Below are 20036 nucleotides of genomic sequence, written 5' to 3'. Positions count from 1 at the left end.
AAGGGCTCCCTACTTGGGGTCCGGCAGAACGGCGAACCGCGTCACGATTGGCTGAGCAGGGCCTCGACCTCGGCTTCCGTCGGCATCGCGGAGGAGCAGGCGAGGCGGGACGCGACGATCGCGCCCGCGGCGTTGGCGTAGCGCATGATCCGCTCCGGGTCCCAGCCCGCCAGCAGCCCGTGGCACAGGGCGCCGCCGAACGCGTCGCCCGCGCCGAGTCCGTTGACGACGTCGACCGGGACGGGCGGGACCTCGGTGGAGGTGCCGTCGCGGTGCACGGCGAGGACTCCCTTGGGGCCCTGTTTGACGACGGCCAGCTCAACGCCCGCGTCCAGCAGGGCCTGGGCGCAGGCCACGGGTTCCCGGACACCGGTGGCGATCTCGCACTCGTCCACGTTGCCGACGGCGACGGTGGCGTGGCGCAGGGCCTCGGCGTAGAAGGGGCGCGCCGTCTCGGGGTCCTTCCAGAACATGGGGCGCCAGTCGAGGTCGAAGACGGTGATGCCGCTCTTGGCACGGTGGGCGAGGGCGGCGAGGGTGCTGCCGCGGCTGGGCTCCTCGCTGAGGCCGGTGCCGGTCATCCAGAAGATCCGGGCGGCGCGGACCGCGTCGAGGTCCAGCTCGTCGGGGTAGATCTCCAGGTCGGGGGCCTTGGGGCGGCGGTAGAAGTAGAGCGGGAAGTCGTCGGGCGGGAAGATCTCGCAGAAGGTGATGGGGGTCGGGTAGTCCTCGACCGGCGTGACGAAGCGGTCGTCCACGCCGAACCCCTGGAGTTCCTGGTGGATGTACTCGCCGAACGGGTCCGCTCCGGTACGGCTGATCACCGCGGAGCGGTGGCCGAAGCGGGCCGCGGCCACCGCGACGTTGGTCGCCGAGCCGCCCAGGAACTTTCCGAATGACTCGACCTGTGGCAGCGGCACTCCGGTCTGCAGCGGGTAGAGGTCCACTCCGATGCGGCCCATCGTGATCAGGTCGTACGGCTCACTCATGCGTGCCCCTTCGGGAAAGACGCAGCTCAGGATTGTCGTGGGCGAACACCGGGCCCCGCCCGGCCCCTTCAGGTCTAGACGGACCCACAGGCCGCTGTCAAGGATTTGTCATTACATTCGGACGTAACCACGAGACTCGCCCTGGAGTCGCCGCCCGTGCGTTATAGCCTCGTTACGTCCAGATGAAATGTTGTCATGACAAACTCTTGACAGGCGGCGTCCGCGAGGAGTTGGCTCCCCCTCATGCAACAGCTCTGTTAACACCGGACCTGGCTGAGAGGTGCTGGAGCACATGGACCTCAGATTCGACCGACGCCGCCGCGCGGGACTCACCGCCATCGCCGCCGTAACGGTTCTCCTCGCAACGGGGTGCAGCAGTCAAGGGGGCAAAAAGGCCCAGGACGCCGCGGATGACATCTCGGCGGGCAAGGCCAACACCCCCCGGATGAAGATCGCGATGATCACCCACGCCGCCCCCGGTGACACCTTCTGGGACACGGTCCGCAAGGGCGCCAAGGCGGCCGCGGCCAAGGACAACGTCAATCTGGTCTACTCCAGCAATCCGAACGGTGGCGACCAGGCCAACCTCATCCGCAACGCGATCAACCAGAAGGTCGACGGCATCGCCGTCACGCTGGCCAAGCCCGCCGCGATGAAGGGCGCGATCGCCAAGGCCGAGAAGGCCGGGATCCCCGTGGTCGGCTTCAACTCCGGCCTGGAGGACTGGAAGGCGCAGGGGCTGCTCGAATACTTCGGCCAGGACGAGAACCTCGCCGGTCAGGCCTTCGGCAAGCGCCTCAACGCGATGGGCGCCAAGCACAACATCTGTGTCATCCAGGAGCAGGGCCACGTCGCCCTGGAGGCCCGCTGCGCGGGTGTGAAGAAGACCTTCAAGGGCAAGACAGACACGCTCTACGTCAACGGGACCGACATGCCGTCGGTCAAGTCCACGATCTCCGCCAAGCTCAAGCAGGACTCCAGCATCGACTACGTCGTCACGCTCGGCGCGCCGTTCGCCCTGACCGCCGTGCAGGCCGCCAAGGAGTCCGGCGGCAAGGCCAAGGTCGCCACCTTCGACCTCAACAAGGACCTCATCGCCGCCGTCAAGAGCGGGGATGTGCAACTGGCCGTGGACCAGCAGCCCTACCTCCAGGGCTATCTGGCCGTCGACTCCCTGTGGCTCTACAAGAACAACGGCAACTTCAGCGGCGGCGGCGAGGCACCCGTGCTGACCGGCCCCGCGTTCGTCACCAAGGACAACGTGGAGAAGATCGCCAAGTTCGCCGCGAAGGGAAACCGGTGATCCGGCCATGACCCAAGCCGCCCCGCCCGCCGCCGCCATGCCACCGACCTCCCCCGCGGCGGCCCCAAAGACCCGCACCGCCGACCGCTCGCTGGCCCGCCGGGCCCTCGCCCGGCCGGAGATCGGCGCGCTGGTCGCCGCCATCGGCGTCTACGTCTTCTTCTTCGCCGTCGCCCCCACCTTCCGCCAGGCCGACTCGTTCGCCACCGTGCTCTACCAGGGCTCGACCCTGGGCATCATGGCGCTCGCGGTCTCCCTGCTGATGATCGGCGGCGAGTTCGACCTGTCGGCCGGTGTCGCCGTCACCTCCTCGGCGCTGACCGCGAGCATGCTCAGCTTCCAGATGACCGCCAACGTGTGGGTCGGCGTCGGGGTCGCCCTGATCGTTTCCCTCGGGGTGGGCCTGATCAACGGGCTCCTGCTGATCAAGACCGGGCTGCCCAGCTTCCTGGTCTCGCTCGCCAGCTTCCTGATGCTCCAGGGCCTCAACCTGGCCATCACCAAGCTGCTGACCGACAACGTCGCCACGAACGCCATCAACGACATGGACGGCTTCGACTCGGCCAAGGCGGTCTTCGCCTCCGACGTCCCGGTCTTCGGCGTCGATGTGAACATCACCGTGTTCTACTGGCTGGCCTTCGCCGCCCTCGCCACCTGGGTCCTGCTGCGCACCAAGTTCGGCAACTGGATCTTCGCGGCGGGCGGCTCCAAGGAGAGCGCCCGGGCGGTCGGCGTGCCGGTGAACCTCACCAAGATCGCGCTCTTCATGACCGTGGGCTTCGGGGCCTGGTTCGTCGGGATGCACCTGCTCTTCGAGTACAACACCGTGCAGGCCGGTGAGGGCGTCGGCAACGAGTTCTACTACATCATCGCGGCGGTGATCGGCGGCTGTCTGCTCACCGGCGGCTACGGCTCCGCGATCGGCGCGCTGCTGGGCGCCTTCATCTTCGGCATGGTCAACCAGGGCATCGTCTACGCCAACTGGAACCCGGACTGGTTCAAGTTCTTCGTCGGCGTGATGCTCCTGCTCGCCACGCTCGTGAATCTGTGGGTGCGCCGTCAGGCCACCAGGAGGTGATGGGAATGTCCGCCAACGACCTCACGAAGCCCGCCCCCGCCGCCGGGGCCGAGGAGACGGAGCCGGTCGTCCAGCTCAAGGGCGTCGGCAAGCTGTACGGCAACGTCCGGGCCCTGGACGGCATCGACCTCGACGTCCGGCCGGGCCAGGTGACCTGCGTCCTCGGTGACAACGGCGCGGGCAAGTCCACCCTCATCAAGATCATCTCCGGGCTGCACCAGCACGACGAGGGCGAGTACGTCGTCGACGGCAAGCCGGTACGGCTCCACAACCCGCGCGAGGCCCTCGACCTCGGCATCGCCACCGTCTACCAGGACCTGGCCACGGTGCCCCTGATGCCGGTGTGGCGGAACTTCTTCCTCGGCTCCGAGCTGACCCGCGGCCCCTGGCCCGTCCGCCGCCTCGACATCGAGCGGATGAAGGAGACCACCCAGACCGAGCTGTCCGCCATGGGCATCCACCTGGACAACCTGGAACAGCCCATCGGCACCCTCTCCGGAGGCCAGCGGCAGTCCGTGGCCATCGCGCGGGCGGTGTACTTCGGCGCCAGGGTGCTGATCCTGGACGAGCCCACCGCGGCCCTGGGCGTCAAGCAGTCGGGCGTCGTCCTGAAGTACATCGCGGCCGCCCGCGAGCGGGGCCTCGGCGTCATCTTCATCACCCACAACCCGCACCACGCGTACATGGTCGGCGACCACTTCTCGGTGCTGAGACTCGGCGCCCTGGAGCTGAACGCCGCCCGGGACGACGTCAGCCTCGAGGAACTCACCAACCACATGGCCGGCGGCACCGAGCTGGCCGCCCTCAAACACGAGCTGGCGCAGGTGCGCGGGGTCGATGTGGAGGAGCTTCCCGAGGCCGTCAACACCCCCTCGGCGTGACATGACGTACTGACATTACGTCCGAATGTCCTGACGAAGTCTTGACGGCCCCCGGCCCGGCCCGTAAAGCTGCCCAAACCAGCATGAATCGCGGGCCCCGACCACCATCGAGAGCAAGCGACCCGCACTGCCCCCTTCCCCGGTCCCCCCGGACCGGCGAGAGGAGACCCTCTTCCATGACTGCCGCCGCCTCCCCCGCACCCGCCCTGGACCGCATCCGGGTCGGCTCGGCCCCCGACTCCTGGGGGGTGTGGTTCCCGGACGACTCGCAGCAGGTCCCCTGGCAGCGCTTCCTCGACGAGGTCGCGGAGGCCGGTTACGAGTGGATCGAGCTGGGCCCGTACGGCTATCTGCCGACCGATCCCGCCCGGCTCACCGAGGAGATCACCCGCCGGAACCTCACGGTCTCGGCGGGCACGATCTTCACCTCGCTGCACCGCGGCCCCGACGTCTGGGACGCCACCTGGGAGCACGTCTCCCAGGTCGCGGAGCTGACCCGGGCCATGAACGCGAAGCACCTCGTGGTCATCCCCTCCTTCTGGCGCGACGACAAGACCGCCGAGATCATCGAGCCGCCCGAGCTGACCGCCGAGCAGTGGCGCCACCTGTCCACCGGCATGGAGCGCCTCGGCCGTGAGGTGCGCGAGCGCTTCGGGCTCGACATCGTCGTCCACCCGCACGCCGACACCCACATCGACGGCGAGGAGAACGTGGCCCGCTTCCTCGACGCCACCGACTCCGACCTGGTCAACCTCTGCCTGGACACCGGCCACTACGCCTACTGCGGCGGGGACAGCGTCAAGCTCATCGAGACCTACGGCGAGCGCATCGGCTACCTCCACCTCAAGCAGGTCGACCCCGAGATCCTGTCCGACGTGGTCAAGAACGGCGTGCCGTTCGGCCCGGCCGTCAAGCGCGGCGTGATGTGCGAGCCGCCGAAGGGCGTCCCGGAGCTGGAGCCGGTCCTGGCGGCCGCCCAGAAGCTGGACGTGGACCTGTTCGCCATCGTCGAGCAGGACATGTACCCCTGCCCGCCCGACCAGCCGTTCCCCATCGCCCAGCGCACCCGGCGCTTCCTGCGCTCCTGCGGCGCCTGACCCTCCGTCTCCTCCGATCCCCTCCGATCCCCTCGGATCTCCTCCCCTCCGCCGGACGAGCAGAAAGAGAAAAGAGACACCTATGACCCAGCAGGGCACGCTCGGGATCGCCGTCATCGGGACCGGCAAGATGGGCGCCGACCACGTCCGCCGCATCAACGACGTGATCAGCGGCGCCCGGGTGGCCGCCGTGGTCGACATCGACGAGGCGCGCGCCAAGTCCGTCGCCGACCTCTCCGAGGGCTGTCAGGCGTTCACCGACCCGGCCGCCGCCATGGCCGCGCCGGGCGTGGACGCGGTACTCATCGCCTCGCCCGGCCCCGCGCACGAGGCCGCGCTGCTCAGCGCGTTCGAGCACGATCTGCCGGTGCTGTGCGAGAAGCCGCTGACCCCGGACTCGGAGTCCGCGCTGCGGGTGCTGGAGGCCGAGCAGCGGCTCGGCCACCGCCGCGTCCAGGTCGGCTTCATGCGCCGCTACGACACCGAGTTCATGAAGCTCAAGGCGCTGCTCGCCTCCGGTGAGCTGGGCCGCCCGCTGCTGATGCACTGCCGCCACCGCAACGCGTCGGTGCACTCGTACTTCACCACCGAGATGCTGATCAACGACTCCGTGGTGCACGAGATGGACCAGTCGCGCTGGCTGCTGGAGCAGGAGATCGCCAACGTCACCGTGCTCAAGCCGACCCCCAACTCGAACGCCCCCGAGGGGCTGGCCGACCCCCAGCTGGTGATCTTCGAGACCACCGGCGGCGCGATCGTCAACGTCGAGATCTTCGCGAGCTGCGGCTTCGGCTACCAGGTCCAGGCCGAGGCGGTCTGCGAGCGCGGCACCGCGCGCGTCGGCGACGCCCACGGCATGCTCGTCAACCGCCCCGGCACCTGGGGCGGCGAGATCGCCCCCGACTTCGTGGCCCGCTTCGAGGAGGCGTACGACCGCGAGGTGCAGGCCTGGGTCAACGCCACCAAGCGCGGCGAGGTCGAGGGCCCGAGCGCCTGGGACGGCTACGCGGCGGCCGCCGTGTGCGAGGCGGGCGTGCGCGCGCAGATCACCGGTGAGCGCACACCGGTCGACATGATCGTGCGCCCCGCCTTCTACGCCTGACGCTCCCGGGCGGGCCGGTCGCCGCCACGGTCGGCCCGCCCCGGTCTCCCTATCCCACACGTTCTCCCTGGTGGAAAGGTTTCTCCTTCCAATGAAGATCGCCCTCGACCCGCATATGCTGCGCAAGGGCCCGCTGCTCGAACTCCCGGCCCTCGTCGCCGAGCTGGGCTTCGAGTACATCGAGCTGTCGCCCCGAGACGACTTCATCCCCTTCTTCAAGCACCCGAGGGTCGATGACGGCACGGTGCGGCAGTTCCGCAAGGCGCTGGACGCCGCCGGGGTGAAGATCTCCTCCGTACTGCCGCTGTTCCGCTGGTCCGGTCCGGACGAGGACGAGCGCCAGGCCGCCGTCCGCTACTGGAAGCGGGCCATCCAGATCACCGCCGATCTGGGCGTGGACAGCATGATCTCGGAGTTCAACGGCCGCCCCGAGGACCCCAGCCGCAGCGAGGGCCAGTTCTGGCGGTCGATCGAGGAGCTGCTGCCGGTCTTCGAGCGTGAGTCCATCCGGCTGACGCTGGAGCCGCACCCCGATGACTTCATCGAGGAGGGGTACGAGGCGATCAACATGATCCGGGGCATCAACCACCCCCAGGTGTCGTACCTCTACTGCGCCCCGCACACCTTCCACCACGGCAATGACGCCCCCGGCCTGATCAAGCACGCGGGCGATCTGCTCACCCATGTGCATCTGGCCGACACCTTCGATCACACCGCGTCCTCGGGGCTGCGCTACATCATCAACCCGCCCGGTTCGACGGCCCGTATCCACCAGCACCTGGACATCGGGCAGGGCGAGGTCGACTTCGACGCGCTGTTCGGCGCGCTCCGCGACAACGACTTCGACGGCACGCTGACCTCCTGCGTCTTCGCCTGGGAGGACCGCGCCCGCGAATCGTCCCTCTTCATGCGCCGGAAGATCGACGAATACCTCTCCTCCTGGAATTGACCGCTCTTCGAGGCCGACATGCGCGGCCCGACCCGTTCCACCGCCGCCACCCCATAACGACCCCGACGAGATGGGACGACACTCACATGCGCATCGGATTCCTCGGCGCGGGCCGCATCGGCGCCTTCCACGCCGCCGCCCTGGCCAGTACGGACGGGGTCGACGAGCTGCTGATCGGTGACGCCGACGCCGGGCGGGCCGCCGAGGTCGCCGAGCGCGTCGGCGCCCGGGCCGCCGTGTCGGTGGACGCGGTCTTCGAGGGCGGCATCGACGCCCTGGTGATCGCCACCCCGACCGTCACCCACGCCGAACTGATCACCCGAGCAGCACGCGCCGGGCTGCCCACGTACTGCGAGAAACCCATCGCCCTGGACCTCGCGGGCACGGTCCGCGCGCTGCGCGAGGTCGAACGGGCCGGGACCATGCTCCAGATGGGGTTCCAGCGCCGCTTCGACGCCGGGTACCTGGCCGCGCGCGAGGCGCTGCGGAGCGGGCGGCTCGGCCGGGTGCACACCCTGCGGGCCGTCACCTCCGACGCCTCGCCCCCGCCGCCGGAGTTCCTGCCCCACTCGGGCGGGCTGATCCGGGACTGTCTGGTGCACGACTTCGACGCCGTGCGCTGGCTGACGGGCCGTGAGGTGGTGGAGGTGTTCGCGTCCGGTTCGGACGGCGGCGCCGCCTTCTTCCGCGAGGCGGGCGACGTCGACACGGCGGCGGCGCTGCTCACCCTGGACGACGGCACGCTGGTCACCGCGACCGCCACCCGCTACAACGGGGCCGGTTACGACGTACGGATGGAACTGTCCGGGGAGCGCGACCAGTTCGTGGTCGGCCTGGACGACCGTACGCCGTTCACCTCGGCCGAACCGGGCGGTCCCCCCGGCCCCGCCCAGCCCTGGGCCAACTTCCTGGAGCGGTTCGAGGCCGCGTACCGGGCGGAGCTGGCGGCCTTCGTCAGGGCGGCCCGGGGCGAGGCCCCCAACCCGTGCTCCGGCCAGCAGGCGCTGTACGCGCTGCTGGTGGCCGAGGCGTGCGAGCTGTCCCGCCTGGAGCACCGCCCGGTCCAGCTCGCCGAGATCACCAAACGGATGTCCGACCTGGAGGCGTGAGCCCCCGGGCCGTCGCGTCACCCGGCGGTCACAGGCGTCACATCTCCGCGCGGCTTACGTCACAGGTGTTCAACAGCCCCTAGCCGCCCGTCACCCGGCCTCGTTCACCGGACACAGGCCGAGTGAAAGGGCGCGAGTGATGACCGATCGAAGGCTGTGGTCCTACAAGGAGATCGCCGCACATATCGGTGTGCAGACCGACACCGTACGGTCCTATCGCAAGCACGGTCACATGCCGCCCCCCGATCTGGTGGAGGGCGGCAAACCGTATTGGTACGCGGATACGATCCGGGCCTGGGTGGCCCGCAGACCCGGCAACCGCCGCGCCCGGCGCGAGGACTAGCGGGTCAGTGCGTACTCACCCGGTCCCGGCGCCGGTCCCCCTTTCCCGGGGCCGTGCCCGCCCCCTCGTCGGGTTCGCCGGAGGAACCACCGGACGCATCGCCGGAGGGGTTGTCGTGCGAAGGGGCGGACTCCCCCTCGCTCAGCCCGAACCGGGCGTGCAGGCGGCGCAGCGGGCCCGGGGCCCACCAGGTGGCGCGGCCGGTCAGCTTCATCACCGCCGGTACCAGCAGGCTGCGCACCACCATCGCGTCCATCAGCACGGCCAGGGCGATGCCGAGGCCGAGCATCTTGGTGTTGGTGACCCGCGAGGTGCCGATGGCCACCATGACCACGGCCAGGATCAGCGCCGCCGCCGTGATCAGCCCGCCGGTGCGCCGCAGTCCGAACTCCACCGCCGCCTCGTGGTCCCCGGTGCGCTCGTACTCCTCCTTGATGCGTGAGAGCAGGAAGACGCCGTAGTCCATGGAGAGCCCGAAGGCGACGCAGAACATGAGCACCGGCAGGGTCGTCTCTATGTCTCCGGAGCTGGTGAAGGCCAGCGGCCCGGACAGATGCCCCTCCTGGAAGACCCACACCATGGCGCCGAACATCGCGGTGAGGCTGAGCGCGTTGAGCAGCACGGCCTGGAGCGGGATCAGCAGGCTTCCGGTGAGCAGGAAGACCAGCAGCAGGGTGACGGCGATGATGATCGCGCCCGCCCAGGGGACCCGGTCGCCCAGGGATTCCTTGGTGTCCACCAGGACGGCGGCGGTGCCGGTCACGGAGGTCTGGAACGGGGGGCTTTGGGCCCGGATGTCCCGCACCAGGTCCTGGGTGGCGGGCTCCACGCCCTCGCCCTTGGGCTGCACGCTGAGATACGCCGCGCCACCGGCCGCGCGCGCCGCTTCGGCCGGGCCGGGCTTGCCCACCTGGCGGCCGTCCGCGAAGTGACCGGCCGGGCTGTCCACCCGCAGCACCCCGGGGAGGGCGGAGACCTTGGCGCTGTAGTCGGCGAGCGCCGCGGCGCCGGGCTTGCCCTCGGCGAGGATCTCCACCCCGCCGCCGGGTCCGCCCGCGAAGCCGTCCCGGATGTGCTGCTGGACGACGTGGGATTCGGCGCCGGAGGGCAGCTGGCGGTCGTCCGCGGTGCCGAACTCCACCCGCAGGAAGGGCAGCCCCAGCGCCACCAGCCCGGCGACGGTGGCCAGGGCGAAGAGGGGGGCGCGCCGCATCACCAGCCGGGCGAACCGGCCCCAGCCCGCGCCCGGTTCGGCCTTGGCCGCGGCCCCGTCGGTGGGGCGGCCGCGGCGCAGCAGCCGGGTGAGGTCCCACTTGTTGACGCGGTCGCCGAGCAGGATGAGCGCGGCGGGCAGCACCACCAGGGCGGCGGCCGCGGCGATGAGCACCACGGCGATGCCCGCGTAGGCGAAGGAGCGCAGGAAGTACTGCGGGAAGACCATCATCGCGGCGAGCGAGACGGCGACGGTGAGCGCCGAGAAGAGCACGGTCCGCCCGGCGGTGCGCAGGGTGGTGGCCACGGCCGGGAGGGTCTCGCCGCCCGCCGACAACTCTTCGCGGAAGCGCCGCACGATGAACAGGGCGTAGTCGATGGCGAGTCCGAGGCCGAGCGCGGTGGTCAGGTTCTGCGCGAAGACCGAGACGTCGGTGAACTCGGTGAGCACACGCAGCACGGCGTCGGTGCCCAGGATCGCGATGACGCCGATGCCGAGCGGCAGCAGGGCGGCCACCGCGCTGCCGAAGACCATGACGAGCAGCACCAGGGTGACGGGCAGGGCCATCATCTCGGCGCGCAGCAGGTCTTCCTGGATGGTGGTCTGCATCTCCTGCTTGACCGCGACGGGGCCGCCGATGGAGACCTCGACCGGTCCGTGCTGCCCGCGGAGGTCGGGGGCGATCCGCTCCAGCGCCTTGCCCGCGGCGTTCTCGTCGCCGGTGACGCGCGCGGCGATGAGCGCCTCGCCGCGGTCCTTGCTGCGCAGCACGGAGGCGCCGGTGTCCCAGTAGGAGGTGACGCCGGTGACGTCCTTCTCGCCCGCGAGCTTCTTGGCGAGCGCCCGGGCCTCGGCGGCGACCGCCGGGGCGTCCACCTTCTTGCCGCCGCCGTCGACGAGCAGGATGAGGTTGGGCTGGGAGGCGGGGAAGTGCTTCTCCAGCGCCTTGGTGGCGTACGAGGACTGGGACGCCGGGTCCTCCCAGCCGCCGCCCGACAGCCGGTCGGCGACTCCGCTTCCGGCCACGACGGCGAGCGCCGTGAAGAGCAGGGCGATCAGCAGGGACAGCCGCGGTCTGGCGGTGACCAGGCGGGTCCATCCCCCGATCCGCTCGCCGGGCGGCCGATTGACGTCGGTCATGACGCGGTGTCCCCTTCGCCTGAGCCCATGCGGCCGCCCCCGCTCGGGCAAGCGGACAGGCGGGCAGCATGGGTCGCTGATTGCCACGGACTGGCAAACACGAGCGACCGCTCGCATTTCTCAAGAATGCGAGCGGGCACTCGTGTTTGTCAATCGCACATGGGAAGCTGGGGATTGTGACCGAGAGCCAGGCAGCCCGACCCGCGAACCCTCGCCGCAGGCAGGCGCGCGGCGAGCGCAGGATCCAGCAGTTGCTGGACGCCGCCGCCAGCGTCTTCTGCCGCACCGGATACACCTCCGCGAGCACCAACGCGATCGCCCGCGAAGCCGGGGTCTCCCCCGGCACGCTGTACCAGTTCTTCCCGAACAAGGAGGCCATCGCCGTCGAGCTGGGCGACCGCCTCACCCAGCAGATGCGGGACACCCACGGTGTGGCCTTCTCCGAGGAGAACGCCGCGCTGCCGCTCGGCGAGATGCTGGACGTGGTCCTCGATCCGATGATCGAGTTCAACTGCGCCAACCCCGTCTTCCTCACCCTGATCTGCTCCTCCGACACCCCGGGCACGGTCGCCGAGGAGCACGCGGCGCTGGCGGCCACGCTGCAGACCCGGGTCGAGGAGCTGATCGGCGCCTACGCCCCCGAGCTGCCCCCGGAGCGCCGCACGCACATCGCGACCATGGGGTTCGCCCTGTTCAAGGCCGGGCTGGAGCTGATCCTCTCCCATGAGGGCGAGGACCGGGAGGCGTACATCACCGAGCTGAAGAACTGCCTGTACGGGTACCTGGCCCCCGTCGTCGGCACCGAGGCAGCGCCGATCCGGCACTGACCGCCACCACCCGGCAACCTTTCCCCTGTGGCGCCCCGGCTTCCGGGAATACCCCCTAGGGGTATAAAGTTGGAGTGACAGGAGGCGCTGCGCCAACCGGCGTCCCTCGCGTACCGTCAGCCACTCCCCCACTCAAGGAGAAACCCATGAGCTCCGAGGCGAACACCGTCACCGCCGTCTACCAGGTGACCGGCATGACCTGCGGCCACTGCGAGGGTGCCGTCGCCGAGGAAATCGGCGCCCTCGACGGCGTCAGCTCCGTCAAGGCCGTGGCCTCCACCGGCCAGGTCACCGTGGTCTCGACCGCCCCGCTGGACGCCGAAGCCGTCCGCGCCGCCGTCGACGAAGCAGGTTACGAACTCGCATGACCCTCACGGCTCCCGCCGCCGGGCACGAGGCGCGGGTCGAGCTGGCCATCGGCGGCATGACCTGCGCTTCCTGCGCGGCGCGCATCGAGAAGAAGCTCAACCGGCTGGACGGGGTCACCGCCACGGTGAACTACGCCACCGAGAAGGCCCAGGTCTCCTACGGCAGCGGGGTCGAGGTCGCGGACCTCATCGCCACGGTCATCAAGACCGGCTACACCGCCGAGGAACCGCCCCCCGCCGAACCGGAGCCGGCGCCCGAGGCCGACGGCGCCGAGGCCGGGGCCCCGGCGCCGGGCGGGCGCGACGCGCTGCGCCACCGCATGCTCGTCTCGCTCCTCCTCTCCCTGCCGGTCGTGGTGCTGGCGATGGTGCCCTCGTTCCAGTTCGACAACTGGCAGTGGCTCTCCCTCACCCTCGCGGCGCCCGTCGTCATCTGGGGCGGTACGCCCTTCCACAAGGCCGCCTGGACGAACGCCCGGCACGGCGCGGCCACCATGGACACCCTGGTCTCCCTCGGCACCCTCGCGGCGCTCGGCTGGTCCGTGTGGGCCCTGTTCTTCGGCGACGCGGGCATGTCCGGCATGCGGCACGGCTTCGACCTCACCGTCACCCGTGCGAACGGCTCGTCCTCGATCTACCTGGAGGCGGCCGCCGGAGTCACCACCTTCATCCTCATCGGCCGCTACCTGGAGGCGAAGTCCAAGCGGCGGGCGGGGGCGGCACTGCGTGCCCTGATGGAGCTGGGCGCGAGGGACGTCACCGTGCTGCGCGGTGGCCGTGAGGTGCGCGTCCCGGTGCGCGAACTGGCGGTTGGCGACCGCTTCGTCGTCCGCCCCGGCGAGAAGATCGCCACCGATGGCACGGTGGTCGAGGGCAGCTCGGCCGTCGACGCCTCGATGCTGACCGGCGAGTCCGTTCCGGTGGACGTCGTGGTGGGCGACACGGTCGCGGGCGCGACCGTCAACACGGCGGGCCGCGTCGTCGTGGAGGCCACCCGGGTCGGCGCCGACACCCAGCTGTCCCGGATGGCCCGCCTGGTGGAGGACGCGCAGAACGGCAAGGCCGAGGTGCAGCGGCTCGCCGACCGGGTCTCCGGCGTCTTCGTGCCGGTCGTGCTGCTGATCGCCGTGGGCACCCTGCTGGCCTGGTGGCTGACGACGAACGACGCGACCGCCGCGTTCACCGCCGCCGTCGCCGTCCTGATCATCGCCTGCCCGTGCGCCCTGGGCCTGGCCACCCCGACCGCGCTCATGGTCGGCACCGGCCGCGGCGCGCAGCTGGGCATCCTCATCAAGGGCCCCGAAGTGCTGGAGTCGACCCGCCGGGTGGACACCGTCGTCCTCGACAAGACCGGCACCGTGACCACCGGCAGGATGCGGCTGCACCAGGTCATCCTGGCGCCGCGCACCAGCGAGGACGAGCTGCTGCGGCTCGCGGGCGCGCTGGAGCACGCCAGCGAGCACCCCATCGCCCGCGCCATCGCGGACGGCGCGGCGACACGCACCGGGGCGCTCCCGGTGCCCGAGAGCTTCCATTCCGTGCCCGGGCTCGGCGTCCAGGGCACCGTGGACGGGCACGCGGTGCTCGTCGGCCGCGACAAGCTGCTCGCCCAGTGGTCCGTCGACCTGCCGGAGGAGCTGGCCGCCGCCAAGGCCACGGCCGAGGCGGAGGGCCGTACGGCGGTCGCCGTGGCCTGGGACGGGCGCGCCCGGGGCGTCCTGACCGTCGCCGACGCGGTCAAGGAGACCAGCGCCGAGGCCGTCGCCCAATTGCGCGCCCTCGGCCTCACCCCGGTACTGCTGACCGGCGACAACCGGCGCGTGGCCGAGTCGGTCGCGCGCGAGGTCGGCATCGACGAGGTCATCGCCGAGGTCCTGCCGGAGGACAAGGTCGCCGTCGTGAAGCGGCTGCAGGACGAGGGCCGTACGGTCGCCATGGTCGGCGACGGGGTCAACGACGCCGCCGCCCTGGCCACCGCCGACCTCGGCCTCGCCATGGGGACGGGGACGGACGCGGCGATCGAGGCGGGCGACCTCACCCTCGTCCGGGGTGACCTGCGGGTGGCCGCCGACGCGATCCGGCTGGCGCGGCGGACCCTCGGCACCATCAAGGGCAACCTGTTCTGGGCGTTCGGCTACAACGTCGCCGCCCTGCCGCTCGCCGCGGCGGGCCTGCTCAACCCGATGATCGCGGGCGCCGCGATGGCGTTCTCGTCCGTGTTCGTCGTGAGCAACAGTCTGCGACTGCGGTCCTTCACGGCGTCCACGGTCTCCACCGAGTCCCCATAAGCCGCACAACACCCATACACAAGAGCCCTGATCTTTGAATCGGGGCTCTTGCCCTTTACGCCCGCATATGGCAAGAGACGCAGATCACAGGCAACCCAACGTAACCATTGCGGGGGGTCGCGAGTCTAATGGGGCGGTGAGGATACGTCTTGGGGGACGCATCCTGCTACGCGTGGCCGGGGCGACGTGCCCGGGGAGCTTTGAGCGGCCCTCCCGTACGTACGCGTCCCGGCAGATCGCGTCCGCACAAGCCCGTAGGGGCCCACTGAACGCCCGGGCCGGATCCCGTGGGGGGAATCCGAACCGGGACAAGGGAAGCGCCCCGCTCCGACCCGTGGGGGGATCGGCAGCGGGGCGCTTCTGACTCTCTTTAGCGCTGCTCCACCGGGACGAAGTCGCGCTCGACGACGCCCGTGTAGATCTGGCGCGGGCGGCCGATGCGGGAGCCCGGCTCCTTGATCATCTCGTGCCACTGGGCGATCCAGCCCGGCAGCCGGCCGAGCGCGAACAGCACGGTGAACATCTCGGTCGGGAAGCCCATCGCCCGGTAGATCAGACCGGTGTAGAAGTCCACGTTCGGGTAGAGCTTGCGCTCCACGAAGTAGTCGTCGGCGAGCGCGTGCTCCTCGAGCTTGAGCGCGATGTCGAGCAGCTCGTCGGACTTGCCGAGCGCGGAGAGGACGTCGTGCGCCGCCGACTTGATGATCTTCGCCCGGGGGTCGAAGTTCTTGTAGACGCGGTGCCCGAAGCCCATGAGCTTCACGCCGTCTTCCTTGTTCTTCACCTTGCGGATGAAGGTGTCGACGTCGCTGCCGGACGCCTGGATGCCCTCGAGCATCTCCAGCACCGACTGGTTGGCGCCGCCGTGCAGCGGGCCCCACAGGGCGTTGATGCCCGCCGAGATGGAGGCGAACATGTTGGCCTGCGAGGAGCCGACGAGCCGGACCGTGGAGGTCGAACAGTTCTGCTCGTGGTCGGCGTGCAGGATCAGCAGCTTGTCGAGCGCGCTGACCACGACCGGGTCCAGGTCGTACTCCTGCGCCGGGACCGAGAACGTCATCCGCAGGAAGTTCTCGACGTAGCCGAGGTCGTTGCGCGGGTAGACGAACGGGTGGCCCACCGACTTCTTGTACGCGTACGCCGCGATGGTCGGCAGCTTGGCCAGCAGCCGGGTCGTCGACAGGTTTCGCTGCTTCTCGTCGAACGGGTTGTGGCTGTCCTGGTAGAACGTCGACAGCGCGCTGACCACGGAGGACAGCATCGCCATCGGGTGGGCGTCCCGCGGGAAGCCGTCGTAGAACCGTTTGACGTCTTCGTGGAGCAGCGTGTGGCGGGTGATGTCCTCGCGGAACGCCGCGAGTTCGTCGACCGTCGGCAGCTCGCCGTTGATCAGGAGGAAGGCCGTCTCCACGAAGGAGGCGCGCTCCGCCAGCTGCTCGATGGGGTACCCGCGGTACCGCAGAATGCCCTGCTCGCCGTCCAGATAGGTGATGCCGGACTTGTACGCGGCGGTGTTGCCGTAACCGGAGTCCAGGGTCACCAGACCGGTCTGGGCGCGCAGCTTGCCGATGTCGAAGCCCTTGTCACCAACGGTGCTGTCGACCACCGGGTAGGTGTATTCGTCGTCTCCGTACCGCAGTACTACAGAGTTGTCGTCGCTCACGTCATCCCTCACCGACGTCTGGTTCTCTTCCTCGAGGTGCCCTGACTCCCCCCACCTTCCCCTACTCGGGTGACGAATGTGCACTCGGGGTCGACTGAAGGGCCTTTTGGCGGCACTCAGTGCCGCCCACACGGCCATCCTGCCCCGTTCGTCACCGTTCGGAAACCCTCTTGACACCCTCGACTCCTATGTCCCGCCGAGCCGGTGATCCAGCGCCGTACAGCGTCTGCCCGCCGAGACGGTACGCACCGCCTGCCCGAGCGCGCGGCGCGAGCCGACCAGCACCACAAGGCGCTTGGCCCGGGTCACCGCCGTATACAGCAGGTTCCGCTGCAACATCATCCAGGCCCCGGTGGTCACCGGGATCACGACGGCCGGGTACTCACTGCCCTGGGAGCGATGGATGGTCACCGCATAGGCGTGAGCCAGTTCGTCCAGCTCGTCGAAGTCGTACGGCACCTCCTCGTCCTCGTCGGTCAGCACGGTCAGCCGCTGCTCGTCGTTGTCGAGGGAGGCGACGACTCCCACCGTGCCATTGAAGACCCCGTTGGCCCCTTTTTCATAATTGTTGCGGATCTGGGTCACCTTGTCGCCGACACGGAAGACCCGGCCGCCGAACCGCCGCTCCGGAACGTCCGGCCGGGCCGGGGTGATGGCCTGCTGCAACAGTCCGTTGAGCGTGCCCGCGCCCGCCGGTCCGCGGTGCATCGGGGCGAGGACCTGCACATCACGGCGGGGGTCGAGGCCGAACTTGGCGGGGACGCGGCGGGCCGCGACATCCACCGTGAGCCGCCCGGCCTCCTCCGTGTCGTCCTCCACGAAGAGGAAGAAGTCCGACAGGCCCTGGGTGATCGGCGGGGTCCCGGAATTGATCCGGTGGGCGTTGGTGACCACCCCGGACTGCTGGGCCTGGCGGAAGATCCGGGTCAGCCGGACGGCGGGCACCGGGCTGCCGTCGGCCAGCAGGTCGCGCAGCACTTCCCCGGCGCCGACGCTCGGCAGCTGGTCCACATCCCCCACGAACAGCAGATGGGCACCGGGCGGGACCGCCTTGACCAGCTTGTTGGCCAGCAGCAGATCGAGCATCGAGGCCTCGTCGACGACCACCAGGTCGGCATCCAGCGGGCGGTCCTTGTCGTACGCCGCATCCCCGCCGGGCTTCAGCTCCAGCAGCCGGTGCACCGTGGACGCCTCGGCGCCGGTCAGCTCGGCGAGCCGCTTGGCGGCCCGGCCGGTGGGGGCCGCGAGCACCACCTTCGCCTTCTTGGCGCGGGCCAGCTCCACCACGGACCGCACGGTGAACGACTTGCCGCAGCCGGGGCCGCCGGTGAGCACCGCGACCTTCTCGGTGAGCGCGAGCCGCACCGCCTGGCTCTGCTCGGGGGCCAGGTCGGCGCCGGTGCGCTGGGCCAGCCAGCCCAGCGCCGCGTCCCAGTCGACACCCTGGAAGGCGGGCATCCGGTCCTCCTCGGTGCGCAGCAGCCGCCGCACCTGCCCGGCGAGCGAGATCTCGGCGCGGTGGAAGGGCACCAGGTAGACCGCCGAGACCGGCTCGCCGTCCTCGGGGCCCGGCACCGGCTCGCGCACCACGCCCTCGTCCTCGGTGGCCAGCTCGCCCAGGCAGTCGATGACCAGGCCGGTATCGACCTGGAGCAACTTCACGGCATCGCCGATCAGTTGCTCCTCGGGGAGATAGCAGTGGCCCTGGTCGGCGGACTGGGACAGCGCGTACTGCAGACCGGCCTTGACCCGGTCGGGGCTGTCGTGCGGGATGCCGACCGACTGGGCGATCTTGTCGGCGGTGAGGAAGCCGATGCCCCAGACGTCGGCCGCCAGCCGATACGGCTCGTTCTTCACTATCGCGATCGACGCGTCGCCGTATTTCTTGTAGATCCGCACCGCGATGGAGGTGGAGACGCCGACGCCCTGGAGGAAGACCATCACCTCCTTGATCGCCTTCTGCTCCTCCCACGCCGCGGCGATCATCTTGGTCCGCTTGGGACCCAGCCCCGGGACCTCGACCAGCCGCTTGGGCTGCTCTTCGATGACGTCGAGGGTGTCGACGCCGAAGTGCTCGGTGATCCGGTCGGCGATCCGCGGACCGATGCCCTTGATGAGACCCGAGCCCAGATAGCGCCGGATGCCCTGCACGGTGGCGGGCAGGACGGTCTGGTAATTCTCGACGGTGAACTGTTTGCCATATTGCGGATGAGAACCCCAGCGGCCCTCCATCCGCAGCGACTCGCCCGGCTGCGCCCCGAGCAGCGAGCCGACGACGGTCAGCAGATCGCCCGAGCCACGGCCGGTGTCGACCCGGGCCACCGTGTACCCGTTCTCCTCATTGGCGTAGGTGATCCGCTCCAGAACCCCTTCGACCACCGCGAGTTTGAGCATGCACCGACCGTACCGCCGGGGGCGGACACCTGGTCAGGGCGGACGGCGATCCTGTGGATAACCCGGGGTGAGCGGCAGCACCCCGGAGGGAACGGAACATCACGATCCGATTGCGGGCCGTTCCGGCATCTTGCCCCGGCCCCATGTAATCGATTCCAATCTCCTCGGCGTCATCGATGTAATCGATTCCACGAGGAGGTGGGGCGATGCCGGCCATCAAGGACGTGGCGCAGCGCGCCGGGGTCTCCGTCGCGACGGTCTCCCGGGTGCTCAACGACCACCCGGCCGTCCGTACGGACACCCGGGACAAGGTGCTCGCCGCCGTCGCCGACCTCGACTACCGGCCCAACGCCGTCGCCCGTTCGCTGCGCACCCATCAGACCCGCGCCCTCGGGCTGGTCATCAGCGATGTGCTGAATCCTTTCTTCACCGAGCTGGCCCGCTCGGTCGAGGACGCGGCCCGGGACCGGGGCTACAGCGTGGTCATCGGCAACGCCGACGAGCGGCCCGACCTCCAGGACCACCACGTCCGCACCCTGGTGGACCGCCGCATCGACGGCCTGTTGGTCAGCCCCACCGACGGCGGCTCCCCGCTGATGCTGGACGCCGCCCGCGCCGGAACCCCCATGGTCTTCGTCGACCGCTGGATCGAGGGCGAGGGGCTGGACGAGGTGCCCGTGGTGCGCACCGACGGCGGGGCCGCGGTCCGCGATCTGGTCGCCCATCTGCACGCCCTCGGCCACCGCAGGCTCGCCATCATCGCGGGCCCGGCCGCCACCACCACCGGACGCGAGCGGGTGGACGCCTTCCGGTCCGCCCTGCGCGAGTTCGGCCTCGCCCTGCCCGCCGATCACATCGGCCAGGGCGACTTCCAGGCCGACAGCGGGCGGCGGGCGACCGCCCGCTTCCTCGATCTGCCCCAGCCCCCGGAAGCGATCTTCGCCGCCGACAATCTGATGGCGCTCGGCGCGATGGACGAGATCCGCTCGCGCGGGCTGCGGGTGCCCGACGACGTGGCGCTCGCCGCGTTCGACGACATCCCGTGGTTCGTCCACACCGATCCGCCGATCACCGCCATCGCCCAGCCCACCGGAGACCTCGGCCACGCCGCCGTCCGCGCGCTGATCGACCGCGTCGAGGGGCGGCCCGCCGCATCGGTGACCCTGTCCGCCCGCCTGGTCCCCCGCCGCTCCTGCGGCGAGCCCGAAGGGAGCACGCCATGACCACGACGCCCAGCCCCGAGCCGGAACCGGCGCCGCCCGCGTCCGCGGACCACCCCTCGGACCACGGGG

The 20036-nt window shown here is 70.2% G+C and carries 16 protein-coding genes; 12 read left to right on the top strand and 4 right to left on the bottom strand.

The window, feature by feature from the left end; all coding sequences use genetic code 11:
• Positions 1–41 precede the first annotated feature (41 nt).
• Complete coding sequence (gene iolC / locus ACZ6CL_RS27610; protein ID WP_468940054.1) at positions 42–989, bottom strand: 5-dehydro-2-deoxygluconokinase; 948 nt, start codon at positions 987–989, stop codon at positions 42–44.
• Between the two features lie 292 nt (positions 990–1281).
• On the opposite strand from iolC, the gene ACZ6CL_RS27605 reads away from it, so the two are divergent.
• The 8 genes from ACZ6CL_RS27605 (at position 1282) to ACZ6CL_RS27570 (ending at position 8851) form a co-directional block, all read left to right on the top strand.
• On the top strand, positions 1282–2292 hold the full coding sequence (locus ACZ6CL_RS27605) for a sugar ABC transporter substrate-binding protein (RefSeq protein ID WP_468940051.1): 1011 nt from the start codon (positions 1282–1284) through the stop codon (positions 2290–2292).
• A 7-nt stretch (positions 2293–2299) separates the two neighbouring features.
• The gene (locus ACZ6CL_RS27600; RefSeq protein ID WP_468940048.1) at positions 2300–3370 is read left to right on the top strand and encodes an ABC transporter permease; all 1071 of its coding nucleotides are present in this window, start codon (positions 2300–2302) and stop codon (positions 3368–3370) included.
• Between the two features lie 5 nt (positions 3371–3375).
• Positions 3376–4251, top strand: a complete 876-nt coding sequence (locus ACZ6CL_RS27595) for an ATP-binding cassette domain-containing protein (RefSeq protein WP_468940046.1) — start codon at positions 3376–3378, stop codon at positions 4249–4251.
• Positions 4252–4427: 176 nt separating this feature from the next.
• Positions 4428–5348, top strand: coding sequence for a sugar phosphate isomerase/epimerase family protein (locus ACZ6CL_RS27590; protein WP_450873891.1), 921 nt, complete (start codon positions 4428–4430; stop codon positions 5346–5348).
• Positions 5349–5430: 82 nt separating this feature from the next.
• Complete coding sequence (locus ACZ6CL_RS27585) at positions 5431–6450, top strand: Gfo/Idh/MocA family protein (RefSeq protein WP_468940042.1); 1020 nt, start codon at positions 5431–5433, stop codon at positions 6448–6450.
• Between the two features lie 91 nt (positions 6451–6541).
• The gene (locus tag ACZ6CL_RS27580) at positions 6542–7399 is read left to right on the top strand and encodes a sugar phosphate isomerase/epimerase family protein (RefSeq protein WP_468940041.1); all 858 of its coding nucleotides are present in this window, start codon (positions 6542–6544) and stop codon (positions 7397–7399) included.
• 86 nt (positions 7400–7485) lie between these two features.
• Positions 7486–8508, top strand: a complete 1023-nt coding sequence (locus ACZ6CL_RS27575) for a Gfo/Idh/MocA family protein (RefSeq protein ID WP_468940038.1) — start codon at positions 7486–7488, stop codon at positions 8506–8508.
• A 139-nt stretch (positions 8509–8647) separates the two neighbouring features.
• On the top strand, positions 8648–8851 hold the full coding sequence (locus ACZ6CL_RS27570; RefSeq protein ID WP_385437676.1) for a helix-turn-helix transcriptional regulator: 204 nt from the start codon (positions 8648–8650) through the stop codon (positions 8849–8851).
• 4 nt (positions 8852–8855) lie between these two features.
• Here the strand turns inward: ACZ6CL_RS27570 and ACZ6CL_RS27565 are convergent, their stop codons facing one another.
• Positions 8856–11204: an MMPL family transporter gene (locus ACZ6CL_RS27565; protein ID WP_468940034.1), complete on the bottom strand. Its 2349-nt coding sequence runs from the start codon at positions 11202–11204 to the stop codon at positions 8856–8858.
• A gap of 176 nt (positions 11205–11380) precedes the next feature.
• Between ACZ6CL_RS27565 and ACZ6CL_RS27560 the strand changes: the two genes are divergently transcribed.
• From ACZ6CL_RS27560 to ACZ6CL_RS27550, 3 genes are all read left to right on the top strand, one after another.
• Positions 11381–12031 (top strand): TetR/AcrR family transcriptional regulator, encoded by a 651-nt coding sequence (locus ACZ6CL_RS27560; protein ID WP_468940031.1) that lies wholly within the window; start codon positions 11381–11383, stop codon positions 12029–12031.
• Positions 12032–12177: 146 nt separating this feature from the next.
• Positions 12178–12399, top strand: a complete 222-nt coding sequence (locus tag ACZ6CL_RS27555) for a heavy-metal-associated domain-containing protein (RefSeq protein ID WP_385437679.1) — start codon at positions 12178–12180, stop codon at positions 12397–12399.
• A complete protein-coding gene (locus tag ACZ6CL_RS27550) occupies positions 12396–14687 on the top strand; it encodes a heavy metal translocating P-type ATPase (RefSeq protein ID WP_468940028.1) in 2292 nt (763 codons plus the stop codon). The genes ACZ6CL_RS27555 and ACZ6CL_RS27550 overlap by 4 nt, the downstream gene beginning before the upstream one ends.
• Before the next feature lie 370 nt (positions 14688–15057).
• Here ACZ6CL_RS27550 and ACZ6CL_RS27545 read toward each other — a convergent pair whose 3' ends face one another.
• Complete coding sequence (locus tag ACZ6CL_RS27545; RefSeq protein WP_468940025.1) at positions 15058–16362, bottom strand: citrate synthase; 1305 nt, start codon at positions 16360–16362, stop codon at positions 15058–15060.
• 174 nt (positions 16363–16536) lie between these two features.
• The gene (recD2, locus tag ACZ6CL_RS27540; protein ID WP_468940024.1) at positions 16537–18744 is read right to left on the bottom strand and encodes an SF1B family DNA helicase RecD2; all 2208 of its coding nucleotides are present in this window, start codon (positions 18742–18744) and stop codon (positions 16537–16539) included.
• A gap of 206 nt (positions 18745–18950) precedes the next feature.
• Between recD2 and ACZ6CL_RS27535 the strand changes: the two genes are divergently transcribed.
• Positions 18951–19967, top strand: coding sequence for a LacI family DNA-binding transcriptional regulator (locus tag ACZ6CL_RS27535; protein WP_468940021.1), 1017 nt, complete (start codon positions 18951–18953; stop codon positions 19965–19967).
• The last annotated feature ends 69 nt before the right edge of the window (positions 19968–20036 follow it).

It is taken from the genome of Streptomyces sp. NPDC041200, from assembly GCF_055591805.1.
The sequence above is the reverse complement of the archived record's forward strand: the minus strand, read 5'-3'. Positions and strand labels throughout refer to the sequence as shown.

Bases quoted from the DNA above. Each gene is read 5' to 3' on its own strand.
- iolC (WP_468940054.1), bottom strand. From the start codon at position 989: ATGAGTGAGCCGTACGACCTGATCACGATGGGCCGCATCGGAGTGGAC.
- ACZ6CL_RS27605 (WP_468940051.1), top strand. From the start codon at position 1,282: ATGGACCTCAGATTCGACCGACGCCGCCGCGCGGGACTCACCGCCATC.
- ACZ6CL_RS27600 (WP_468940048.1), top strand. From the start codon at position 2,300: ATGACCCAAGCCGCCCCGCCCGCCGCCGCCATGCCACCGACCTCCCCC.
- ACZ6CL_RS27595 (WP_468940046.1), top strand. From the start codon at position 3,376: ATGTCCGCCAACGACCTCACGAAGCCCGCCCCCGCCGCCGGGGCCGAG.
- ACZ6CL_RS27590 (WP_450873891.1), top strand. From the start codon at position 4,428: ATGACTGCCGCCGCCTCCCCCGCACCCGCCCTGGACCGCATCCGGGTC.
- ACZ6CL_RS27585 (WP_468940042.1), top strand. From the start codon at position 5,431: ATGACCCAGCAGGGCACGCTCGGGATCGCCGTCATCGGGACCGGCAAG.
- ACZ6CL_RS27580 (WP_468940041.1), top strand. From the start codon at position 6,542: ATGAAGATCGCCCTCGACCCGCATATGCTGCGCAAGGGCCCGCTGCTC.
- ACZ6CL_RS27575 (WP_468940038.1), top strand. From the start codon at position 7,486: ATGCGCATCGGATTCCTCGGCGCGGGCCGCATCGGCGCCTTCCACGCC.
- ACZ6CL_RS27570 (WP_385437676.1), top strand. From the start codon at position 8,648: ATGACCGATCGAAGGCTGTGGTCCTACAAGGAGATCGCCGCACATATC.
- ACZ6CL_RS27565 (WP_468940034.1), bottom strand. From the start codon at position 11,204: ATGACCGACGTCAATCGGCCGCCCGGCGAGCGGATCGGGGGATGGACC.
- ACZ6CL_RS27555 (WP_385437679.1), top strand. From the start codon at position 12,178: ATGAGCTCCGAGGCGAACACCGTCACCGCCGTCTACCAGGTGACCGGC.
- ACZ6CL_RS27550 (WP_468940028.1), top strand. From the start codon at position 12,396: ATGACCCTCACGGCTCCCGCCGCCGGGCACGAGGCGCGGGTCGAGCTG.
- recD2 (WP_468940024.1), bottom strand. From the start codon at position 18,744: ATGCTCAAACTCGCGGTGGTCGAAGGGGTTCTGGAGCGGATCACCTAC.
- ACZ6CL_RS27535 (WP_468940021.1), top strand. From the start codon at position 18,951: ATGCCGGCCATCAAGGACGTGGCGCAGCGCGCCGGGGTCTCCGTCGCG.